The organism is Mesorhizobium sp. C416B (assembly GCF_030323165.1).
Taxonomy (GTDB): Bacteria; Pseudomonadota; Alphaproteobacteria; order Rhizobiales; family Rhizobiaceae; genus Mesorhizobium.
The window spans coordinates 127150-146210 of the sequence record NZ_CP100471.1 but is presented as its reverse complement, the minus strand read 5'-3'; the positions used below and the strand labels follow the sequence as shown (position 1 = coordinate 146210).

The 19061-nt window shown below is 63.2% G+C and carries 18 protein-coding genes; 3 read left to right on the top strand and 15 right to left on the bottom strand.

Going from position 1 to position 19061, the window contains the following annotated elements; all coding sequences use genetic code 11:
• Window positions 1-179 precede the first annotated feature (179 nt).
• From NLY43_RS00790 to NLY43_RS00760, 7 genes are all read right to left on the bottom strand, one after another.
• Window positions 180-1100 carry an alpha/beta fold hydrolase gene (locus tag NLY43_RS00790; protein WP_245263966.1) on the bottom strand — a complete coding sequence of 307 codons (921 nt, stop codon included), beginning with the start codon at window positions 1098-1100 and terminating at the stop codon, window positions 180-182.
• A 52-nt stretch (window positions 1101-1152) separates the two neighbouring features.
• Window positions 1153-1929: a DUF8605 domain-containing protein gene (locus NLY43_RS00785; RefSeq protein WP_031199050.1), complete on the bottom strand. Its 777-nt coding sequence runs from the start codon at window positions 1927-1929 to the stop codon at window positions 1153-1155.
• Between the two features lie 107 nt (window positions 1930-2036).
• The gene (locus NLY43_RS00780; RefSeq protein ID WP_023710519.1) at window positions 2037-2813 is read right to left on the bottom strand and encodes a pyrroline-5-carboxylate reductase; all 777 of its coding nucleotides are present in this window, start codon (window positions 2811-2813) and stop codon (window positions 2037-2039) included.
• A gap of 23 nt (window positions 2814-2836) precedes the next feature.
• Window positions 2837-3718, bottom strand: coding sequence for an aldose 1-epimerase family protein (locus tag NLY43_RS00775; RefSeq protein WP_023710520.1), 882 nt, complete (start codon window positions 3716-3718; stop codon window positions 2837-2839).
• 175 nt (window positions 3719-3893) lie between these two features.
• Window positions 3894-4610: a Bax inhibitor-1/YccA family protein gene (locus NLY43_RS00770; RefSeq protein WP_023710521.1), complete on the bottom strand. Its 717-nt coding sequence runs from the start codon at window positions 4608-4610 to the stop codon at window positions 3894-3896.
• 38 nt (window positions 4611-4648) lie between these two features.
• Window positions 4649-5425 (bottom strand): anti-sigma factor family protein, encoded by a 777-nt coding sequence (locus tag NLY43_RS00765; protein WP_023710522.1) that lies wholly within the window; start codon window positions 5423-5425, stop codon window positions 4649-4651.
• Entirely contained in the window at window positions 5422-5955 is a 534-nt protein-coding gene (locus NLY43_RS00760; RefSeq protein WP_023710523.1) for a sigma-70 family RNA polymerase sigma factor, read from the bottom strand. Before NLY43_RS00760 ends, NLY43_RS00765 begins: the two co-directional genes overlap by 4 nt.
• A 175-nt stretch (window positions 5956-6130) precedes the next feature.
• On the opposite strand from NLY43_RS00760, the gene NLY43_RS00755 reads away from it, so the two are divergent.
• The 3 genes from NLY43_RS00755 (at window position 6131) to mazG (ending at window position 8783) form a co-directional block, all read left to right on the top strand.
• Window positions 6131-6568, top strand: coding sequence for a DUF3592 domain-containing protein (locus tag NLY43_RS00755; RefSeq protein ID WP_198025447.1), 438 nt, complete (start codon window positions 6131-6133; stop codon window positions 6566-6568).
• 129 nt (window positions 6569-6697) lie between these two features.
• Window positions 6698-7882, top strand: coding sequence for an amino acid aminotransferase (locus NLY43_RS00750; protein WP_023710525.1), 1185 nt, complete (start codon window positions 6698-6700; stop codon window positions 7880-7882).
• A 76-nt stretch (window positions 7883-7958) separates the two neighbouring features.
• Window positions 7959-8783 (top strand): nucleoside triphosphate pyrophosphohydrolase, encoded by an 825-nt coding sequence (gene mazG / locus NLY43_RS00745; RefSeq protein ID WP_023688462.1) that lies wholly within the window; start codon window positions 7959-7961, stop codon window positions 8781-8783.
• A gap of 6 nt (window positions 8784-8789) precedes the next feature.
• On the opposite strand, the gene hflX is transcribed toward mazG, so the two are convergent.
• The 8 genes from hflX to dusB form a co-directional block, all read right to left on the bottom strand.
• Window positions 8790-10181: a GTPase HflX gene (gene hflX / locus NLY43_RS00740; protein WP_023710526.1), complete on the bottom strand. Its 1392-nt coding sequence runs from the start codon at window positions 10179-10181 to the stop codon at window positions 8790-8792.
• Window positions 10182-10427, bottom strand: coding sequence for an RNA chaperone Hfq (hfq, locus tag NLY43_RS00735; protein WP_006202172.1), 246 nt, complete (start codon window positions 10425-10427; stop codon window positions 10182-10184). It abuts the gene before it with no gap.
• Window positions 10428-10572: 145 nt separating this feature from the next.
• On the bottom strand, window positions 10573-11433 hold the full coding sequence (locus NLY43_RS00730) for a D-amino-acid transaminase (protein WP_023710527.1): 861 nt from the start codon (window positions 11431-11433) through the stop codon (window positions 10573-10575).
• 102 nt (window positions 11434-11535) lie between these two features.
• Window positions 11536-12897, bottom strand: coding sequence for a nitrogen assimilation response regulator NtrX (gene ntrX / locus NLY43_RS00725; RefSeq protein ID WP_023668929.1), 1362 nt, complete (start codon window positions 12895-12897; stop codon window positions 11536-11538).
• A complete protein-coding gene (locus NLY43_RS00720) occupies window positions 12887-15175 on the bottom strand; it encodes a sensor histidine kinase NtrY-like (RefSeq protein WP_023668928.1) in 2289 nt (762 codons plus the stop codon). The genes ntrX and NLY43_RS00720 overlap by 11 nt, the downstream gene beginning before the upstream one ends.
• A gap of 144 nt (window positions 15176-15319) precedes the next feature.
• A complete protein-coding gene (gene ntrC / locus NLY43_RS00715) occupies window positions 15320-16777 on the bottom strand; it encodes a nitrogen regulation protein NR(I) (protein ID WP_023710528.1) in 1458 nt (485 codons plus the stop codon).
• The gene (locus NLY43_RS00710) at window positions 16774-17919 is read right to left on the bottom strand and encodes a two-component system sensor histidine kinase NtrB (protein WP_023710529.1); all 1146 of its coding nucleotides are present in this window, start codon (window positions 17917-17919) and stop codon (window positions 16774-16776) included. The genes ntrC and NLY43_RS00710 overlap by 4 nt, the downstream gene beginning before the upstream one ends.
• Window positions 17916-18938 (bottom strand): tRNA dihydrouridine synthase DusB, encoded by a 1023-nt coding sequence (gene dusB, locus NLY43_RS00705; protein WP_023710530.1) that lies wholly within the window; start codon window positions 18936-18938, stop codon window positions 17916-17918. Before dusB ends, NLY43_RS00710 begins: the two co-directional genes overlap by 4 nt.
• Window positions 18939-19061 lie beyond the last annotated feature (123 nt).

Here is a 19061-nt window from a genome sequence, read left to right as displayed (position 1 = left end):
CATGGCGGCCGGTGGGTCGCGGTCGTCAGGCGCGAGCTTGGACGAAGTGACAAGCAGATTCTCCTGATCGGCCCGCGACTTCGGCTCGATCGCGATTTGCAGCAGAGCCCAGGGCGCGGCAGACTTCTCCATCATGACGCCATGGTTGCAGATTGATCGGGTGGCCGCAACGGAGGGGTCTACGCCCGGCCGGCCGCCCGGCCCGTCCCTTTCGCTTCCTGACTGTGGACGCGCGCCAGAAAATCGCGCACCAGGGGAAGCGCCTCATCGAAATGGGTTTCGAGCAGCCAGTGGCCGGCGCCGCCGATGAGATGAAGTTCTGCTTCCGGCAAATCGCGGTGGTAGGCATGCGCCGATTGTGCCGGCATGTAACCATCCTCGGGGCCCCAGACAATGAGCGTCTGCGGTTGGTGCTCGCGCAGATAGCTCTGATAGCGCGGGAACCAGCCGAGGTTCGCCTCCAGCTTCTCCATCAGGCCGACCGCGAGCCGCCGGCGGATCGGCGTGTCCATCAAAGGCCAGTGGAGTTTCCAAAGATCGGGAGGCACGCGCTCGGCTACAGCGTAATCCACCTCTCCGACAAACTCGTGCCGGAACCCCTCCTCGCTCACCGCCTCTTCCAACGGCCGGTGCTTTTCGGGCGTCTTTTCCTTCCAATAGGCTTTTATCCCAGCGTATTTCGGCCCGAGAACATCCTGGTATATATCGCCGTTCTGGATGATGAGTGCCGCGATGCGCTCGGGATGTGCGATGGCGTGGCGCAGTCCGATCTGCGAGCCATAATCGTGCAGCCAGAGAGCATAGCGCGACATGCCGAGCGCATCGGCGAAAGCTGTCAGAAACTCGGCATAGGCATCGAAATCATAGCCAAAAACCAACATTTCGGGCGTGGCGCTATAGCCAAAGCCGGGAAAGTCCGGCGCGAATGTATGCCAGCGATCGGCAAGTGCCGGCATCAACCGTCGGAATTGATAGGACGAGCACGGATAGCCGTGCGGCAGGAGAAGGACGGGAGCATCAGGCGGGCCGTCTTCGCGATAGAAGATGCTGTTTCCGTCAATGTCGATCCGGCGATGTTGCAATTCTACCTCCTTGCTCAAAGCTTGCCCGCCACTTTGTTTACGGTGCTCCGGCAAGAAGGTTCCCTTGAAGTCAGGGCGTGACGGCTTCCGGCTGTCCATTCCCCGACAGGATCTGCAGCGTTCCGCGCGTGGCGTTGCGGAACGCATCGTCGAAACTGACGCCACGTACCTGCCAGCGATAGTCCTTATCCTTGAAGCTGAGCCGCCAGTCGCCGACCCAGCCCAGCGCTTCCTGGCGCCATACCAAAGTGCCGGCAAGCAGGGCGTCCCCATCCAGCGTGTTGGCCACGTCGGCGAGCGCGACGTCGGACGGCCGAGGCAACTCCAGCGGCAAACCGGTCCGGTGCGCCGCGTCCGCCAGCGCAACGCGCATATCCGCCGCAAGCTCGCCGCCGCCATCGCGCACCAGCGTGAAGCCGTCGCCTTTCATCGGCCTTACATCCAGCAGTGCGACGATTTTTGGCCGCGGCACCGCCCACGGTTTGCGCCCGAGCGACGCCAGCAAGGCATCGATCTTGTCCGGGTCGAAATCGGCGGTGATGTAATGCGGCCGGTCGTGGGTGCCCTGCTCGTCATGCGGCGGGCGGTTGTTGAGCAGGTCGCGGTAGCCGACACCAGTGACATAGTCGGCCGCGTGCCGGCTCATGTCCGCAACATGCGGGTCGCCGATCAGCCGCGGGTCGCCGGAAACCTTGACCAGCACCTCTTCAAGGCACGGCGCCAGGCCCCACGCCCGGTTCTCCTCGCCAGTGCCGCTGGTCACCGACTGCGCGCGGTAGATGCTGGCGCGGTCGATGTCGGCGGCAGCGACCGGAAAGACAATCAGCACAGCCAGCGCCGCTGCCACAAAGCCCAATTTCAAGCATCCAGGCACCCGCCGACCCTCCCGAAACGGTCCGGAACATCCGTTGGAGCCATACTCCTGATCATCAGGGAACTTCAAGGTGCCGCCCATCAAGGCGTATCGCCGACGATGCGCCGGTGTACGCCGTCCAGGCTCTCGGTGAGCGCCTCGAACACGTTTCGCGCCGTCAGTTCGCGAAGAACCTGTTCGTTGATGCCGCCGCGCGTCGCATAGTCCTGCGCCAGATGCATGAAGTCGGCATCCGGCGACATATCAGGAGCGCTTCCCAAGGCTTTGAAAAGCGAGGCGATGTAATCGCGCCCCTTCCCTTCCTCCACGCCATTCCTCTTGAGCCAGCTGTTGATCGTATCGAGATATCTGAAGTAGCTGGCATAGGTTGCGGTGGCCACGCTCAACGCGTTGAATTCGGCTGAGTTCTCGACCTCGATCACTTTCCCCAGATTGCCGAACAAGGCAGCGACAGTGGCATCCGGCGGGCAGATGATCGTTGCCCCCAGCCGGTGGGCGATCATCGGCATGGGCAGCGCTTTCGTCACCTGGTGCGCGGGTGCGGTCAAGCGGGCAATCTCCTCGCGCGGCAGCGTGGCGATCAAGCTGATGAGGTGATGCTCGCGCCGAAACCGCAAACCCGGCAGGACGTCATGCGCAATTTGCGGCCGGACAGCCAGCATGACCAGGTCGCATTGATCGAGAACCGCCTGATTGTCATCAGCGATACGCACATCCGGATAACGGGCTGCCAGCTCTGCGGCGATCTCTTCATTGCGCGGCGACAGCAGCACGGAGACGGAGTTATCCGCGACGGATTTGAGCCCGCTGACAATGGCCGCTGTAAGGGCACCCGTGCCGATGAAGCCAAGTTTCATCGCGCCTGTCTCTGGTTCATCGGTCACAGCGGCGCATGCTCGAGCCGTACCTGATAGCTCAGCACGCGCTTTTCACCGGGCGCGATCAGCATCACGCCCGGCTTGTCCGCGAACTCGCCATCGAAATCCACGGGGCTGGCAAGCCCGTGCCAGGGTTCGATACACAGGAACGGAGCGCCGCCCGGCTTCGACCAGATGCCCAATTCCTTAAAACCCTGCCACGACATCTCGATCGCCGCACCGTTCGCGGCGGCATAGCGCACGCTGGTGCTGGCCGGCCGGTCGAGGATCACGGCGTCTGCCTCGAACAGCTGTTCGGAAAGCGCCAGCGTTTTGCCTTCGATGGGCGTCGGCCGCGGTGCAGCCAGCACCAGGCCATCCTTCAGCCGGCGGATCGGCGCCGGCTCGTCCTGGGCAAAGGTCAGGTGGTAGTCGGTCTTGGCGAGCCCCGGCTGCAATGGCCAATTGAAAGCCGGATGTGCACCGATGGAGGCTGGCAGCGTCTCGTCGCCGGTGTTGGCAATCTCGAAGCTCACACCAAGTTCGCGACGCTCGAGCGTATAGGTGATGGCAAGGCGAAAGGCGAACGGATAGCGCGTGCGTGTATCGGCATCGTCGGTCAACACCAGCGTGCAAGATCGGGGACTCGTCTCAGCAGCCCACACAAATGGCTTGTCGCGCGCAAATCCGTGCTGCGTCAGGGGATAGACCCGGCCCCCATGGCGGAGCTGGTCGCCCTTCAGCCGGCCGACGATCGGAAACAGCACCGGCGAATGCCGCCGCCATTCCGGCCCGGCCTGCCACAAAAACTCCAGACCCTCGGCATTGCGCAAGGAGACGAGCTCGGCCCCCTGCCCGACAATGGTTGCCGAGATGCCGTCGCCGTGAAGCGTCACTTGTTCCATGCGTTCTCGCGGAAAGCTGCGTGCGAGCGGCAGGTTAGCAAAAGCCCGCATGGACTCAAGGGCGCAGCGACATCGCGCTGATAGAGGAGCGATGTCTCGACGGCAAAAACGACAGTGGCCGGAGATTCTCCTCCGGCCACTGCGAGATCGAGATTGTTGCCCTGCTACGGTTCGACTATTCGCGTTCGCCGGTGAAGTTCAGCAGCAGCTGGAAGATGTTGACGAAGTTCAGGTAGAGCGACAGCGCGCCGAAGACGGCGAGCTTCTGCTGCGATTCCGCGTCGAAATTCTCCGCATACTGTTCCTTGATCGTCTGCGTGTCCCAGGCGGTCAGGCCAACGAACACCGCGATGCCGATCACCGAAATGGCGAACTGCAGCGCGGTCGAGCCAAGGAAGATGTTGACGACGCTGGCGATCACCACACCGATCAGGCCCATGATCAGGAAGGACGAGAACTGGGTCAGGTCGCGCTTGGTCGTGTAGCCGTAGAGGCTGGTGGCGCCGAACATCGTGGCGGTGATGAAGAAGGTGCGCGCGATGCTGGTGCCGGTGAAGACCAGGAACACCGAAGCCAGCGACAGCCCCATCACCGCGCAGAAGGCCCAGAACATCAACTGGGCGCTCGCCGCCGACATCGTCTGCATCTTGAACGAGAACAGCAGCACGAAGGCGAGCGGCGCCAGCATCACCACCCATTTCAGCGGGCTGGAAAAGATCGGCACGTAGAGGGCCGGCGTCGAAGCGACCACCATGGCGACGATGCCGGTGACGACGAGGCCGATGCCCATATAGTTATAGACACGCAGCATGTGGCTGCGCAGGCCCTCGTCATAGACGGCGCCGGCGCGCGCGCCAGTGCCCATGCGGTATCCGAGGTCAGGGGTATTCATGCGGGTTCTCCTTATGTGGTCTCAGTAAAGTGTCCTGATCAGTAAAGTGTCTTGGCAAGCGTCTCGGCCGCGCGGTCGAGGTCGTGGACATCGCTGCGCGCGACGACCGCGTACGCGACCTCGCCGATCTGGAAATAGGCAGAGGAGATGTCGCCGGAGGGCGCGATGGCAGGCTTGACCACGTCGAAGGTTCCGGGCCGGATCGCAAACAGCGAGACCAGCCCCATATCCTTCGTCTCCAGCGCCACTTCGACGCTCGGCCCGAAGCGCGACGGATAGATCTGCACGTCGCGGACCTTCCAGTCCTTGGGCAGCGATGGCATGACGATTGCGGTGGCGGCGCGGATTTCGTCGCCATTGTAGTTGGGCGCCTCCAGCTGCGAGGGCATCGCCTCGCGCATGAGCGTCGTCTTGTGCGCCCGGATCGCTTCTTCGACATAGGCGGGCGGCGGCGGCGAAGCCACGACCTTGGTCACCAGCAGCGGCCCGAAGAGGCCGTTCGCCAGCCAGCCGGCAGCGACAAAGACGGCGACCGCGGCCACCCGCTGCAGCACGGCGAAGACGCGGCGACTGGCCAGTCCCCTGCCCAGCCGGCGCGCGACTTCAGTCGTCGCCGGCCGCGCCATGCCTGTGGAAGCAGCCAGCGCCAGGCGCAGTTCGTCGCGCGTCCTCAAGTCGGACATCACCCGCGCCGCAGCCTCCGGACGAACCGAGAGGAACGCCTCGACCTCGATGCGGCGCGCGACATCCAGCTGGTCGTCGACATAAGAATCGAGATCGGTATCGGTCACCGGGTCCCGCAACAGGTCGGTCATGACGGGTCTCCCACGATCCTCAGATGGCTTTTGGCCGGCGAAGGTGCAGCGTTTTCCATCTCGCGCAGTGCTGCGCGCGCCCTGCCGATGCGCGACATCAGCGTGCCCAGCGGCACCCCGCTGGCGTCGGCGGCCTGCTGGTAGGAAAGGCCCTCGATGGCGACCAGATGCAGCGCCGAACGCTGCTCCTCCGGCAGACTGAAAAAGGCCTCGCGCACCTGCGCCAGTCGCACGGAATGTTCCTGAGGCGCCGGCGTGCTGGCATCGGTGAGATAGCCGGCCTGCTCGACACGCGCTGCTTCCGACCGGCGCGAGCGCATCTTGTCGATGAAAGCGTTGTGGACGATCGACAGCAACCATGCCCCCAGATTGCCGCCCGAGCGGAATGTGTCGCGCCGCTCGTAGGCGCGCACCAGCGCATCGTGCACCAGATCCTCGGCGTCAGTGCCGTCGCGCGTCAGCGAGCGTGCGTAGCGCCTGAGCGAACCCAGCTGTCCGACAATATCGAAGCGTGGCATCGACCGTTTCATGCCCCGTTTACGAAACAGGCGGGGATCTTAATCCATCGCCACCAAAACTTTTTTGCGTCGCCACAATAGGCATCATGCAATCAGAAGTCCGCTGCGCACTTACCTATCTCCCGTGCGGCAGATGTTTGCTTTATGGATGAAGTCTAGCCTTATCCGTCTGTCCCAGGAGCAAAAGATGGCCAATGGTAGTCGTGTAACGGGTTTTGCAGCGTTGCCGATCGTCGGCAGGGTGTTCATCATCTTTGGCATTGTCGGACTGATCGCTTCCGGCGTGCTGGCCATCGTCGAGATGTACGGCCCTCGTACCGCTTCGGCGACAGGCAGGATTGTCGCCGCCGAATACAATCCCCGCATCGAGTTCTCGACCGCCGACGGCACCGTCATCCGCTTCAACAATGCCGTCCACAGCTCGTTCTGGGGTGATGGCGACAGCGTCACTGTCGCTTACGACCCAACCAATCCGCAAAATGCCTCCGTCGACAGCTTCGCCGGACGCTGGTTCCTTGCCGGGCTGGCCGGCATGCTCGGCGGTTTCTCCCTGCTGACCGGCATCGGTCTCGCCGTGATTGGACGGGTGCTTATCCGGCGGATTGGAATGAACCCGTCGCCATAGCCGCCGACCCCTGCCGTACAGACAAAGCTTGGCGTAACGGTCCAGTACGCTAGCGGACTGGCGCAGATGGAAGCACTGGCGAAACGCGGCCGCTTTGCGTATTACTCCGCCGCCATTGGAGCCGTATTGATGTTCGAGACCCTGCAACCTGCCCCGGCTGACAAGATCATCGCCTTGATCGGCCTCTATCGCGCCGATCCGCGCCCCGGCAAGATCGATCTCGGCGTCGGCGTCTACAAGGACCGCGACGGCAGGACGCCGGTCATGCGCGCCCTGCGCGAGGCCGAGAAGCGGTTGCTGCAGGACCAGGACACCAAGACCTATCTCGGCCTTGCCGGGGACACCGGCTTCAACACGGCGATGGTCAAGCTGGCCTTCGGCCCCGCTGCCGACATGACGCGCATCCGCGCCGCGCAAGCGCCTGGCGGTTCCGGCGCGCTGCGGCTGGTGGCGGAGCTGTTGAAGCGGACCCGCCCCGACGCAACCGTCTGGCTGTCGGACCCGACATGGCCGAACCACCCGCCGGTGATGCGCGGCGCCGGCCTCAAGGTGCGCGATTATCCCTATTTCGATGCCGCTTCCGGCGCGGTGCGCTTCGACCACATGCTGGCAACGCTTGGCACAGCCGAGCCCGGCGATATCGTGCTGCTGCACGGCTGCTGCCACAACCCGACTGGCGCCAATCTCGATATCGCGCAATGGGCCAGCGTCGCCGATGTTGTCGTCGAGCGCGGGCTGTTGCCCTTTGTCGACATTGCCTATCAGGGCTTTGGCGAAGGCCTGGACGCCGATGCGGCCGGCTTGCGCCTTCTCGCGGGCAAGGTGCCTGAAATGGTCGTTGCCTCGAGCTGCTCGAAGAACTTTGCCGTCTACCGCGACCGCGTCGGCGCGGCGATGATCCTGGCGAAGGATGGTGCGCAAGCCGATGTGGCGATGAGCCAGATGCTGGCGGCGGCGCGCGCCATGTATTCGATGCCGCCGGACCATGGCGCCGCCGCCGTGCGCATGGTGCTGGAAGATGATGGCCTTCGCGCCGACTGGGAGGCGGAGCTGGAGGAGATGCGGCTGCGCATGCTGAGGCTGCGCGTCCAGTTCGCCGACGCGCTGCGCCGGCAGTCCAACTCCGACCGCTTCGACTTCATCGCCAGCCATCGCGGCATGTTTTCCAGGCTTGGCCTGACCGAGGCGCAAGTCGAGCGGCTGCGTGCCGAGTATGGCGTCTACATGGTCGGCGACAGCCGCATCAACGTCGCCGGCCTGCCCGAGGACGGCATGGATGACCTCGCCAAGGCGGTTGTGTCGGTACTCGGCTGAAGCTCGCTGTGGACAATCTCCCCTCTCCGGCTGACGCCGTTGGCCGCACGACAGGCAGCGGGATAGCATTCGCCGCATGAAACCTTCGCGCGACATTTCCCGGCTGATCGAGATCATGGCGGCGCTCAGGGCGCCGAAGACCGGTTGTCCCTGGGACATCGAGCAGGATTTCTCGACCATCGCACCCTATACGATCGAGGAAGCCTACGAGGTGGCAGACGCCATTGCGCGCGGCGATCTCGACGATCTGCGCGACGAATTAGGCGATCTCCTGCTGCAGGTCGTCTACCACGCGCAGATGGCTGAGGAAGCCGGCGATTTTGCCTTCGGTGATGTGGTCGAGGCCATCACCACCAAGATGATCCGGCGCCATCCGCATGTCTTCGGCGACGAGAAGGCGCGCAGCGCCGGCATGGCAAAGGGCATGTGGGAAAAGATCAAGGCTGAGGAAAAAGCCGAAAAGCGAAGTGCGCGCCTCGCCCGCGGCCTCGACCCCGAAGACCATGGCAAGGGTTTCCTGGACAGCGTGCCCGTCGCCCTGCCCGCTTTGACTCGTGCGCTGAAGCTGCAGGAAAAGGCAGCGCGTGTCGGTTTCGACTGGAGCGAGGCAGCACCCATCCTCGACAAGATCGAGGAAGAGATCGGCGAGCTGCGCGAGGCACTGGCTAAGGGCGAAACGGCTGAGATCAAGGACGAATTCGGCGACATGCTGTTTGCCGTCGTCAATCTGGGGCGTCACCTCAAGCTCGATTCGGAAGCGGCGCTTAGCGGCACCAACGAAAAGTTCCGCTCGCGCTTCCACTATGTCGAGCGCGCGATCGATGCATCGGGAAGCACGCTCGAAAAAGCCACGCTGGACGAGATGGAAGTGCTCTGGCAGCAGGCCAAGGGCGTGAAATAATCAGGCTTACTGCCTTTTTTTGCGGTGCAATCGGCTTTCGATCTCTTGCCGGGCGGTGTGCGTGGCCTTGAGTGCGATGGTCGCGCTGCCATCCTCATTGTCTACCCGCGAAACGACGTCGCCATTGCGGTATAGCCAGTCGACAAGGCCGAACTGCGGCGGTTCGATCGTCACCGTCAATTCCTCGAGTTCGCCCGACATCCTGGTCTCGATCAGCGCCTTCAGCGCATCGATGCCTTCGCCGGTGACCGCCGAGATGGCGATCGGCGGCGCCTTGTTGGCGTCAGTGCCGTCGGCGAGCAGGCGCTCCCGGTTGCCGTCGTCGAGAAGGTCGACCTTGTTCCACACTTCGACGACGCGCTTGGCATCGCCGGCATCGACGCCGAGATCGGCGAGAATGCGCTCGACGTCCTCGGCTTGCGCTGCGGTATCCGGATCCGAAATATCGCGCAGGTGGATGACCAGATCGGCCTCGACGACCTCTTCCAGCGTGGCGCGGAAGGCGGCGACCAGATGCGTCGGCAGGTCCGAAATGAAGCCGACTGTGTCCGACAGGATGATCGGCGTGCCGTGCGGCAGGCGCACGCGGCGCAGCGTCGGGTCGAGCGTTGCAAACAGCATGTCTTCGGCCAGCACGTCGGCCCCGGTCAGCCGGTTGAACAGCGTCGACTTTCCGGCATTGGTGTAGCCGACAATCGCCACCACCGGGAACGGCACCTTCTTGCGCTTGGCGCGGTGCAGGTCGCGGGTGCGGCGCACCGTTTCCAGCTCATGCTTGAGCTTGATGATTTTTTCCTGCAGCTGCCGCCGGTCCGACTCGATCTGGGTTTCGCCGGGGCCGCCGAGGAAGCCGGCTCCGCCGCGCTGGCGTTCAAGGTGGGTCCAGCTCCGCACCAAGCGGCCCTTCTGGTAGTTGAGATGGGCAAGTTCGACCTGCAGCGTGCCCTCCTTGGTCCGCGCGCGCTCGCCAAAAATCTCCAGGATCAATCCGGTGCGGTCGAGCACCTTGGCATTCATTTCTTTTTCGAGATTGCGCTGCTGCACCGGCGTCAGCGGATGGTCGACGATGACCACCTCCGCGTGACCCTCTTTGACGATCTCGGCGAATTCCGCGACCTTGCCGCTGCCGAGCAAGGTTGCCGGGCGTGGATCGTTGACGGTGACCACCGCCGTGTGGATCAGATCCAGGTTGATGGCGCGGGCAAGGCCGACAGCTTCGTCGTGGCGCGCATCCGCCGAACGCGTCAGCCGTGGACGGTTCGTTTCGTCATCGTTGCGCTGATGCCGGGTAAGCACCGGCACAATGACAACCGCCCGGGTCGGACCTGTGGCTTCCGTCCCGGAATTATGTGCTGGTTTCCCGCGGACGCCGCGGTCCGCGTCTTTTTCACGTGCCAATCAGGCGCCCTGGCTTTCCTCGCCATCGAACATCTGAACCGGCTGGCTCGGCATGATCGTGGAAATGGCATGCTTGTAGACGAGCTGGGAGTGGCCGTCACGGCGCAGCAGAACACAAAAATTGTCGAAGGAAGTGACCACGCCGGTCAGCTTGACGCCGTTGATGAGAAAGATGGTGAGTGGATTTTTGCTCTTGCGAACAGAATTCAGGAACAGGTCCTGAAGGTTTTGCGATCGTTCCGCCATTGTTCTTGTCTTTCGCCGATCCCCTTCGGTTTGCAGGCTAATGCGCCAAATTAGCGGGCACATGTCAAGCTTGCAAACACCCCCTTGCCGTCAGTAGCGACAAGCAGAACGAGATATATTGATGTGCAGTCCGTCTGTGCGGTTATCAGGCTGGACTTTTTTCCGCAACGTCAAAAAAGGCTTGCCGCAATGAAAGTGTTATCGAACCGGGGTGCCCATTGGCGACCGCGGCACCGTCGATTGCCACGACCGGCATGGCGATTGTCGTTGCCGAACTGATGAAAGCTTCTCGCGCAGCCTTGGCTTCAGTGACTGAAAAACCGCGCTCCTCGATCGTCAACCCGAGCTTTGCCGCCACTTCGAACATGGTCGTGCGGGTGATGCCGCGCAGGATGCCATGCTCCGCCGGCCGGGTGACCAGAACGCCGTCCCTTGTAACGATCCAGGCGTTGGACGAGCCGCCCTCCTTGACGTTGCCATCGGTGTCGACGAACCAGGCCTCCTGGGCGCCGGCCTCCTTGGCCTTCTGCTTGGCCAGTACGTTGGGCAGCAGGCCGGTGCTCTTGATGTCGACCCGGTCCCAACGGTTTTCCGGCACGGTGATGACCTTGATGCCCGCCTCGGCTCGCTTGGCGGCCGCCGCCGGGTCGGCCTTTCTGGCCGTAATCACCAGCGATGACGGTGTATCGGCGGGGAAAACGAAGTCGCGGCTGGCAACACCGCGCGTAACCTGGACATAGACCAGGCCGTTGACGACGTGGTTGCGCCGGACGATTTCGCGCAGAAGAAGCGGCAGCACACCCCTGGTGACCGGCCAGTCGATCGACAATTCGCTAAGGGAGCGGCTCAGCCGGGCAAGATGGCGCGGCATGTCGACGATAAAGCCCTGCGCCACCTCGCAGACCTCGTAGACGCCGTCGGCGAATTGATAGCCGCGATCCTCGATATGCACGGCAGCGTCGGCATGGGCGACATAGCGCCCGTTCACATAGGCAATGCGCGGCATGGGTTATCCCTCAGAACAGTCTCGCTATTTCTAGGCGATTCCGCCGCTGCCGTAACCGGCAATTGCACGGGCCACGGCCCGCTGGACCAACAACAATGGGGATCAGACCCCCAGCGACTTCAGTTTCCGGTGCAGCGCCGAGCGCTCCATGCCGATGAATTCCGCCGTCTTCGAGATGTTGCCGCCGAAACGGTTGATCTGGGCGATCAGATAGTCCTTCTCGAACTGTTCGCGCGCCTCGCGCAGCGGCAGCGCCATGATGTGCTGGTCGGACTGGTTCGGCGTGCGCGGCATGACATCGCCGATCTCCGACGGCAACAGGTCGGCGGTGATCGGCGCATCGATATCGTCGCCACGCGCCAGGATCATCAGCCGTTCGACATTGTTGCGCAGCTGGCGGACATTGCCCGGCCAGTTGTGCGCCTGCAGCACGGCAAGCGCATCGTCGCCGATGCGGCGCGGCTTGATGCCGGCCTGGCGAGCGATCTGCTTCATGAAATTGTCGACGAGATAGGGAATGTCCTCTCGCCGCTCGGCCAGGCCCGGCACCATGACCGGAACCACCGCCAGGCGGTGATAGAGGTCTTCGCGAAAACGGCCGTCGGCGATCATCGCCTCCAGGTTCTGCGAGGTCGAGGAGATGATGCGGACGTCGACCTTGACCCGCTTGGTGCCGCCGACCCGCTCGAACTGCTGTTCGACCAGCACGCGCAAAATCTTGTTCTGCGTCTCGCGCGGCATGTCGGCCACTTCGTCGATGTAGAGAATGCCGCGGTGCGCCTCTTCAAGCGCGCCGACCTTGCGCTCGGTGCCGTTCGATTCGGTACCGAACAGCTCGATCTCCATGCGCTCGGGCGTGATGTTGGCCGCGCTCAGCGTCACGAAGGGCGCGCCCTTGCGCGTCGACAGCGTGTGGATGGCGCGCGCGGCGAGCTCCTTGCCCGAGCCGGACGGACCGATGATCATGACGCGGCTGTTGGTCGGCGCCACGCGCTCGATGGTCTGGCGCAGCTGGCTCATCGCCGACGACATGCCGATCAGGTCGAAGGTTTCGCCGCTGCGCTGCTTGAGGTCGGACACCTCGCGCCGCAATTTCGAGGTTTCGAGCGCCCGCTCGGCGATCAGGATCAGCCTGTCGGCCTTGAACGGCTTCTCGATGAAATCATAGGCGCCGCGGCGGATGGCCGACACCGCTGTCTCGATATTGCCGTGGCCGGAGATCATCACCACCGGCAGGCTCGGATGCATCGTCTTGATCTCGTCGAGCAGCGCCAGCCCGTCGAGGCGCGAGCCCTGCAACCAGATGTCGAGGAAAATCAGCCGCGGCGCCCGGTCGGCGATTGCCGCGAGCGCGCTGTCGGCATCGAATGCCGTGCGGGTTTCATGCCCTTCGTCGCTCAATATGCCCGCGACGAGTTCACGGATGTCTTCCTCGTCATCGACGATGAGAATATCAGACGCCATTACCGACCTTTTCAGTTTCTCGTTCGTGTTCCGTTTCGCCTTGACCGCGTGGCGGCGCGGTTGCGGCAGCTGGCGGCAGGATGATCGAGATCATCGCGCCGCGTCCACCGTGGAAATCCGCGGGCGCATCGTGCAATTCGAGCCGCCCGCCATGGTCCTCCACGATCTTCTTGACGATGGCGAGACCGAGCCCGGTGCCCTTCTCGCGCGTCGTCATGTAGGGCTCGAGCAGCCTTTGGCGGTTCTCGCGCGGCAAGCCTTTGCCATTGTCGATGACGTCGATTCTGATCGCGCCATTCTGCCGGGCAGCTTGAATCCGGATTATGCCGTGCGAACCGTCCTTTTGTTCCAGCCCGTCAATCGCCTCGGCCGCGTTCTTGATGACGTTGCCGAAAGCCTGCGCCATCAATCGGCTATCGAACGTGCCCTTGAGCGGTTCGTTGCCGAACACGCGTTCGAAAGCGATGTCGGCGCGGCTGACTTCGACCAGGAACGACGCCTCGCGCAGCGATTCGCGCAGATCGATGGCTTTCATCTCGGGCTTGGGCATGCGGGCGAAAGCCGAGAACTCGTCGACCATGCGGCCGATATCCTCGACCTGCCGGATGATCGTGTCGGTGCACTGGTCGAAAATCTCGCGGTCCTCGGTGATGACCTTGCCGAAGCGTCGCTTGATGCGCTCGGCCGAGAGCTGGATCGGCGTCAGCGGGTTCTTGATTTCATGTGCGATGCGCCGCGCCACATCCGCCCAGGCCGACGAGCGCTGTGCCTGGACGAGATCGGTGATGTCGTCGACCGTCACGACGTAGGATTTCTCCTCCTCGCCGTCGTCGCCGGCCTCGATGGTGATCTGCACGTTGAAGGTACGCTCGGCGCCGGTGCGATAGAAGGTGACCTGCTCGCGATAGACCGGCTTGCCGGATTTGCGGCCGATCTCGAAGACGCGCCCGACATGCGGTAGCACGGCGGACAGGTTCTGCCCCAGCGCCGCCGTGGCCGATATGGCCAGCATCGTTTCGGCCGATTTGTTGACGATGGAGACGATGCCGTAGGGATCGACGCCGATGACGCCGGCGGTGACGCCGGCCAGCACCGCTTCCGAGAAACGACGCCGTTCGTCGATCAAATCCTTGGCCGACAGGATCTCGTTGCGCTGCGATTTAAGCTCCAGCAGCATCTTGTTGAACGTATCGCCAAGCGAGGCGACATCGCCGTCGGAAGGCCGTACCGGAACGGCGACATCGAGATTGCCGGTCGCAACCTCGTCAGCCGCGCCGATGAGTTGACGGATGGGCCGCACCAGACGGTCGGCCACCGCTATGCCGGTCCAGATGGCCGACAGGATGATGATCAGCGTCAGTGACAGATAGGGCAGCGCGAACGCCACCTGCGACGTCCGCCTGTTGTCTTCCAGGCCGCGATATTCGGCGGTGTTGGACTGGACGATCGCCCTCGCCTTGATCACTTCGGGGTCGACCAGGCGATTGGTGTAGAGGTAGAGGCCTTCGATCTCCCGCAGCTTGATGATGGCGCCCATGATGTTGCGCGTCTTCGGCTCGATCAGCACCGGTTTGCCGTCGGCCGCGGCGCTGACCGCGCCCTCCGGCGGTGGCGGCATAGAGAAATCCGCATCGGTCTTCGCGCTCATGACAAAGGAGCCGTCTTCCCTGACCAGCGCCGCATGCACCAGGCTCCTGCCCACGGCTTCCTTGTTCATCAGGTCGAGAAAGCCGGTTCGATCGAGGCCGTAAAGCGTGCGCGAGGCGTCGAGATCGTAGGCCATCGACAGCGTCGTGCCCTGAAGATTGCGAGCGTTTTCCTGCACATAGGCGTCGGCGATCGACAGCGACGAGTTGACGATCGCCTTGGTGCGGATTTCGAACCAGCGGTCGAGGCCGATATCGAGCGTGATCGAGGCAATGATGGCCACCATGATGGCGGGGATGGCCGCGACCAGCGCAAACATCGTCACGATGCGCACATGCAGCCGTGACGCCGCCTTGCCGTGCCGGCGCGCCATGGTGATGCGATGCACCTCGCGGCCGACCAGGGCGATCAGCGCCAGCACAAATAAGGCGTTGGCCGCAATCAGCGTCAGCGTTGTGTTTGCGTCTGGCGTGATCGGCGTGGCGCCGACAAGAATCGCAAACGAGATTGCCGCCGTAACCAGCGCGCCGGCAATTGCCACAACGCCGGGCAACGCAAGCAGCCGCCGTCCATCCCTCTGGCCGGGTCTGCTGAAAAGCGGTTCGTTTGATGTCAGAGCTTGCGAAGCCATGTCGCCGTCTAAGAGCCAGTGATTGCGTCGGATGTATGCAACGCATTGTGGCGATTATGCAACAAGTGTGGCCGTGACGGAAATCTTTCGGCCGCCGATCCCCTGAAAAGGGGATGACCCCACGTCACTTCGGGCGGTAGGCGCTCATGATCTCGACGATTTGTAGACGTTGACGCCCAGCTCGCGAATCTTCTTGCGCAGCGTGTTGCGGTTCAAGCCGAGCAACTCGGCGGCCTTGATCTGGTTGCCGCGCGTTGCCGTCATGGAAGCCAGCACCAGCGGATATTCGACCTCGGACAGGATGCGCTGATAGAGACCTGCCGGCGGCAATTCGCCGGCGAAAGAGGCGAAATAGCGCTGCAGGAAGTGCTCCACCGCCTGGCCGATGGACAGATCGTCCGGGATCAAATTGCCGCCGCCGGGAACGACCGGCCTTTCGCCTGTCTTCAGTTCGGCCTCGATGATCTCGGCTGATATTTCGTCCTGCGAATAGAGCGCCGCAAGCCGGCGCACCAGGTTTTCCAGCTCGCGCACGTTTCCCGGCCACGGATAGCGCTTCATCAATTCGATGCCGCCGGTCGAAATGCGCTTGGTCTGCAAGCCTTCGCTGGCGCCGATCTTGAAGAAATGCCGCACCAGATCGGGAATGTCTTCCGATCTCTCACGCAAACCCGGCAGCCGAAGCGGCACGACATTCAGGCGATAGAACAGATCCTCGCGGAAAAGCCCCTGGTTGATCAGCGTGCGCAGATCCTTGTTGGTGGCGGCGACGATGCGCACATCGGTCTTGATCGGGGTGCGCCCGCCGACCGTTGTGTATTCGCCCTGCTGCAGCACGCGCAGCAGCCGCGTCTGCGCCTCCATCGGCATGTCGCCGATCTCGTCGAGGAAAAGCGTGCCGCCCTCGGCCTGCTCGAAGCGGCCGGTCGAGCGGTTCTGTGCGCCGGTGAAGGCGCCCTTCTCGTGGCCGAACAGCTCCGATTCGATCAAATCGCGCGGGATCGCCGCCATGTTGATGGCGACGAACGGACCGCCGCGGCGACGGCCATATTCGTGCAACGCGCGCGCCACCAATTCCTTGCCGGTGCCGGACTCGCCCGAGATCATCACCGTCAGGTCGGTCTGCATCATGCGCGCCAGCATGCGGTAGATGTCCTGCATGGCGGCCGACCGGCCGACCAGCGGCATCGCGTCAGGCTGTTCTTCCGGTCGCGTATCGATCTTCGGTCGGCGCGGCTCTGACAGTGCCCGGTTGACGATGTTGAGCAGCTCGGTCAGGTCGAACGGCTTCGGCAGATACTCGTAAGCACCTGTTTCGGAAGCACGGATCGCCGTCATGAAAGTGTTTTGCGCGCTCATCACGATGACCGGCAGCTCGGGCCGCGCCTTCTTGATGCGCGGCAGCATGTCGAAGGCGTTCTCGTCCGGCATGACAACGTCGGTGATCACCAGATCGCCCTCGCCCGCCGCCACCCAGCGCCACAGCGTCGAGGCGTTGGAGGTCACGCGCACCTCATGGCCGACGCGCGACAGCGCCTGATTGAGCACGGTGCGGATGGCCGCATCGTCGTCGGCGACGAGAATATTGCCGCGAACCGTCATTTGCGGTCTCCTTCGCCTTCATCATCGGCAGTGTCGATGGGTGTTTCTTTCCAGGCCGGCATCAGGATTCGGAAGGTGGTGCCGCGCGGCGTCGAATCGCATTCGATGATGCCGCCATGCTCGCCGACGATTTTCGCCACCAGCGCCAGGCCGAGCCCCGACCCGTTCGGCTTGGTGGTGATGAACGGATCGAACAGGATCGGCAGAATGTCTTCCGAAACGCCGGACCCATTGTCGCGCACGCAGAATTCAAGCGGTAGCGACACGCGGTCCTGGGTTCCGGGAACGGAAACGCGGATGCCCGGCCTGAACGCGGTCGACAGCACGATCTCGCCCTGCGGGTCGCCGCCGATCGCCTCGGCAGCGTTCTTGACCAGGTTGAGAAACACCTGGATCAGTTGGTCGCGGTTGGCGAAAACCGGAGGCAATGATGGATCATAGTCCTCCATTATCCTGATTCTCTTGGCAAAACCGTTCTTCGCGATTGCCTTCACATGGTCCAGCACGACATGGATGTTGACAGGATAGCGGTCAATCGGCCGCTCGTCGGAAAACACTTCCATGCGGTCGACGAGGGAGACTATGCGATCAGTCTCGTCAGTGATGAGGCGGGTCAGCGCGCGATCCTCGTCCGACGCCGAGAGTTCGAGCAGCTGTGCGGCGCCACGAATGCCGGACAGCGGGTTCTTGATCTCATGCGCCAGCATGGCGGCAAGGCCGGTGACCGAACGCGCGGCACCCCTGTGTGTCATCTGCCGGTCGATCTTGTCGGCCATCGAGCGTTCCTGGAACATCACCACGATCGAGCCTGGGAATTCCGGCACCGGCGCGACATAGAGATCGACGACCTTCTCGATGCCGAGACGCGGCGACGACACGTCGACACGGTATTCGTTGACCGGCGCACGGCGCTCGCGCACCTGATCGACCAGCTGCAACAGCGGGCTGCCGAACGGGATCAGCTTGGACAGTGTGTTGCGGGCAAGCATGTTGGCACTTGAACGGAAGAAGTCTTCCGCATCGGCATTGGCGTAGGTGATGAACCCGTCCGGATCGACCATGATGACCGGACGGCGGATGGTGTTCAGCACGATACTGGCGGCATCCGCCATATCGGCGCTCGGTGTAACGGTGGCGTTCATGCGGCGCTCCGCAAGGGCGTGGCTTCGCCGGAAAACACCTCATGCAGCAAGGCAATGACGCGGGCGGGTTCGAAAGAGGTGAGGATGGCTTTCCGCCGCTCATCGGAAACGCCAGCAGAGTGGCGGTCGAGATACCAGCCGAGATGCTTGCGCGCCTGGCGCAAGCCACTTTCGACGCCGTAAAGCGTCAGCATGTCTTCGTAGTGGGAAACGATGTAGTCCGCCATGGCTTGCGGGCTTTCCGGCACGCCGGAGGGCGCGTCACCCGCAGCCGTTGCCGCGATGTGGCCCGCCGTCCATGGCGCGCCATAATGCGCGCGGCCGATCATCACCGCGTCGGCGCCCGACTGTTCAAGGATTTCGGCGGCCTCCGCGGGCGAGCCCACATCGCCGTTGGCGACCACCGGGATCGAGACGGCGTCCTTGATACGGGCGATGGCGCCCCAATCGGCCTTGCCTTGATAAAACTGGCAGCGCGTGCGCCCATGCACGGTCACCATTTTAACACCGGCCTCTTCGGCGCGGCGCGCCAAAACGGGTGCATTGAGCGCATTGTCGTCCCAGCCGAGCCGCATCTTGACCGTGACCGGCACTTGGACCGCGCCGATCACCGCTTCGATCAGCGACAGCGCGTGGTCGAGATCGCGCATCAGCGCCGAGCCGGCATAGCCGCCGGTCACCTTCTTGGCCGGGCAGCCCATATTGATGTCGATGATGTCGGCGCCCTCGCCGGCAGCGATGCGCGCGCCCTCGGCCATGTGCTCGGCCTCGCGGCCGGCAAGCTGGACCATATGGACGGGCAGCCCGGAATGACGGATGCGCAGGTCGCAGCCGGCCCTGCCCTTGGCAAGCTCGCCGCTCGCCACCATTTCCGACACGACCAGGCCCGCGCCATGCGCGTAGGCGCGCTGCCGGAACGGCTCGTCCGTTATTCCCGACATGGGAGCGAGGAAGACGCGGTTGCGGATCGTCACGCCGCCAATGTCGAGCGGCGAAGGCAATTTTATCACTTCAGGCATGCACAAAAACCAAGCATATCGGATTGCTGCACATTCTCTAGCCATAAGAAAGGCATTGTGCAACGCGCAATGACGTCACATTGCGGCGCATTTGGGAAAATGCTGGCCTTCGCCATAAGCCGC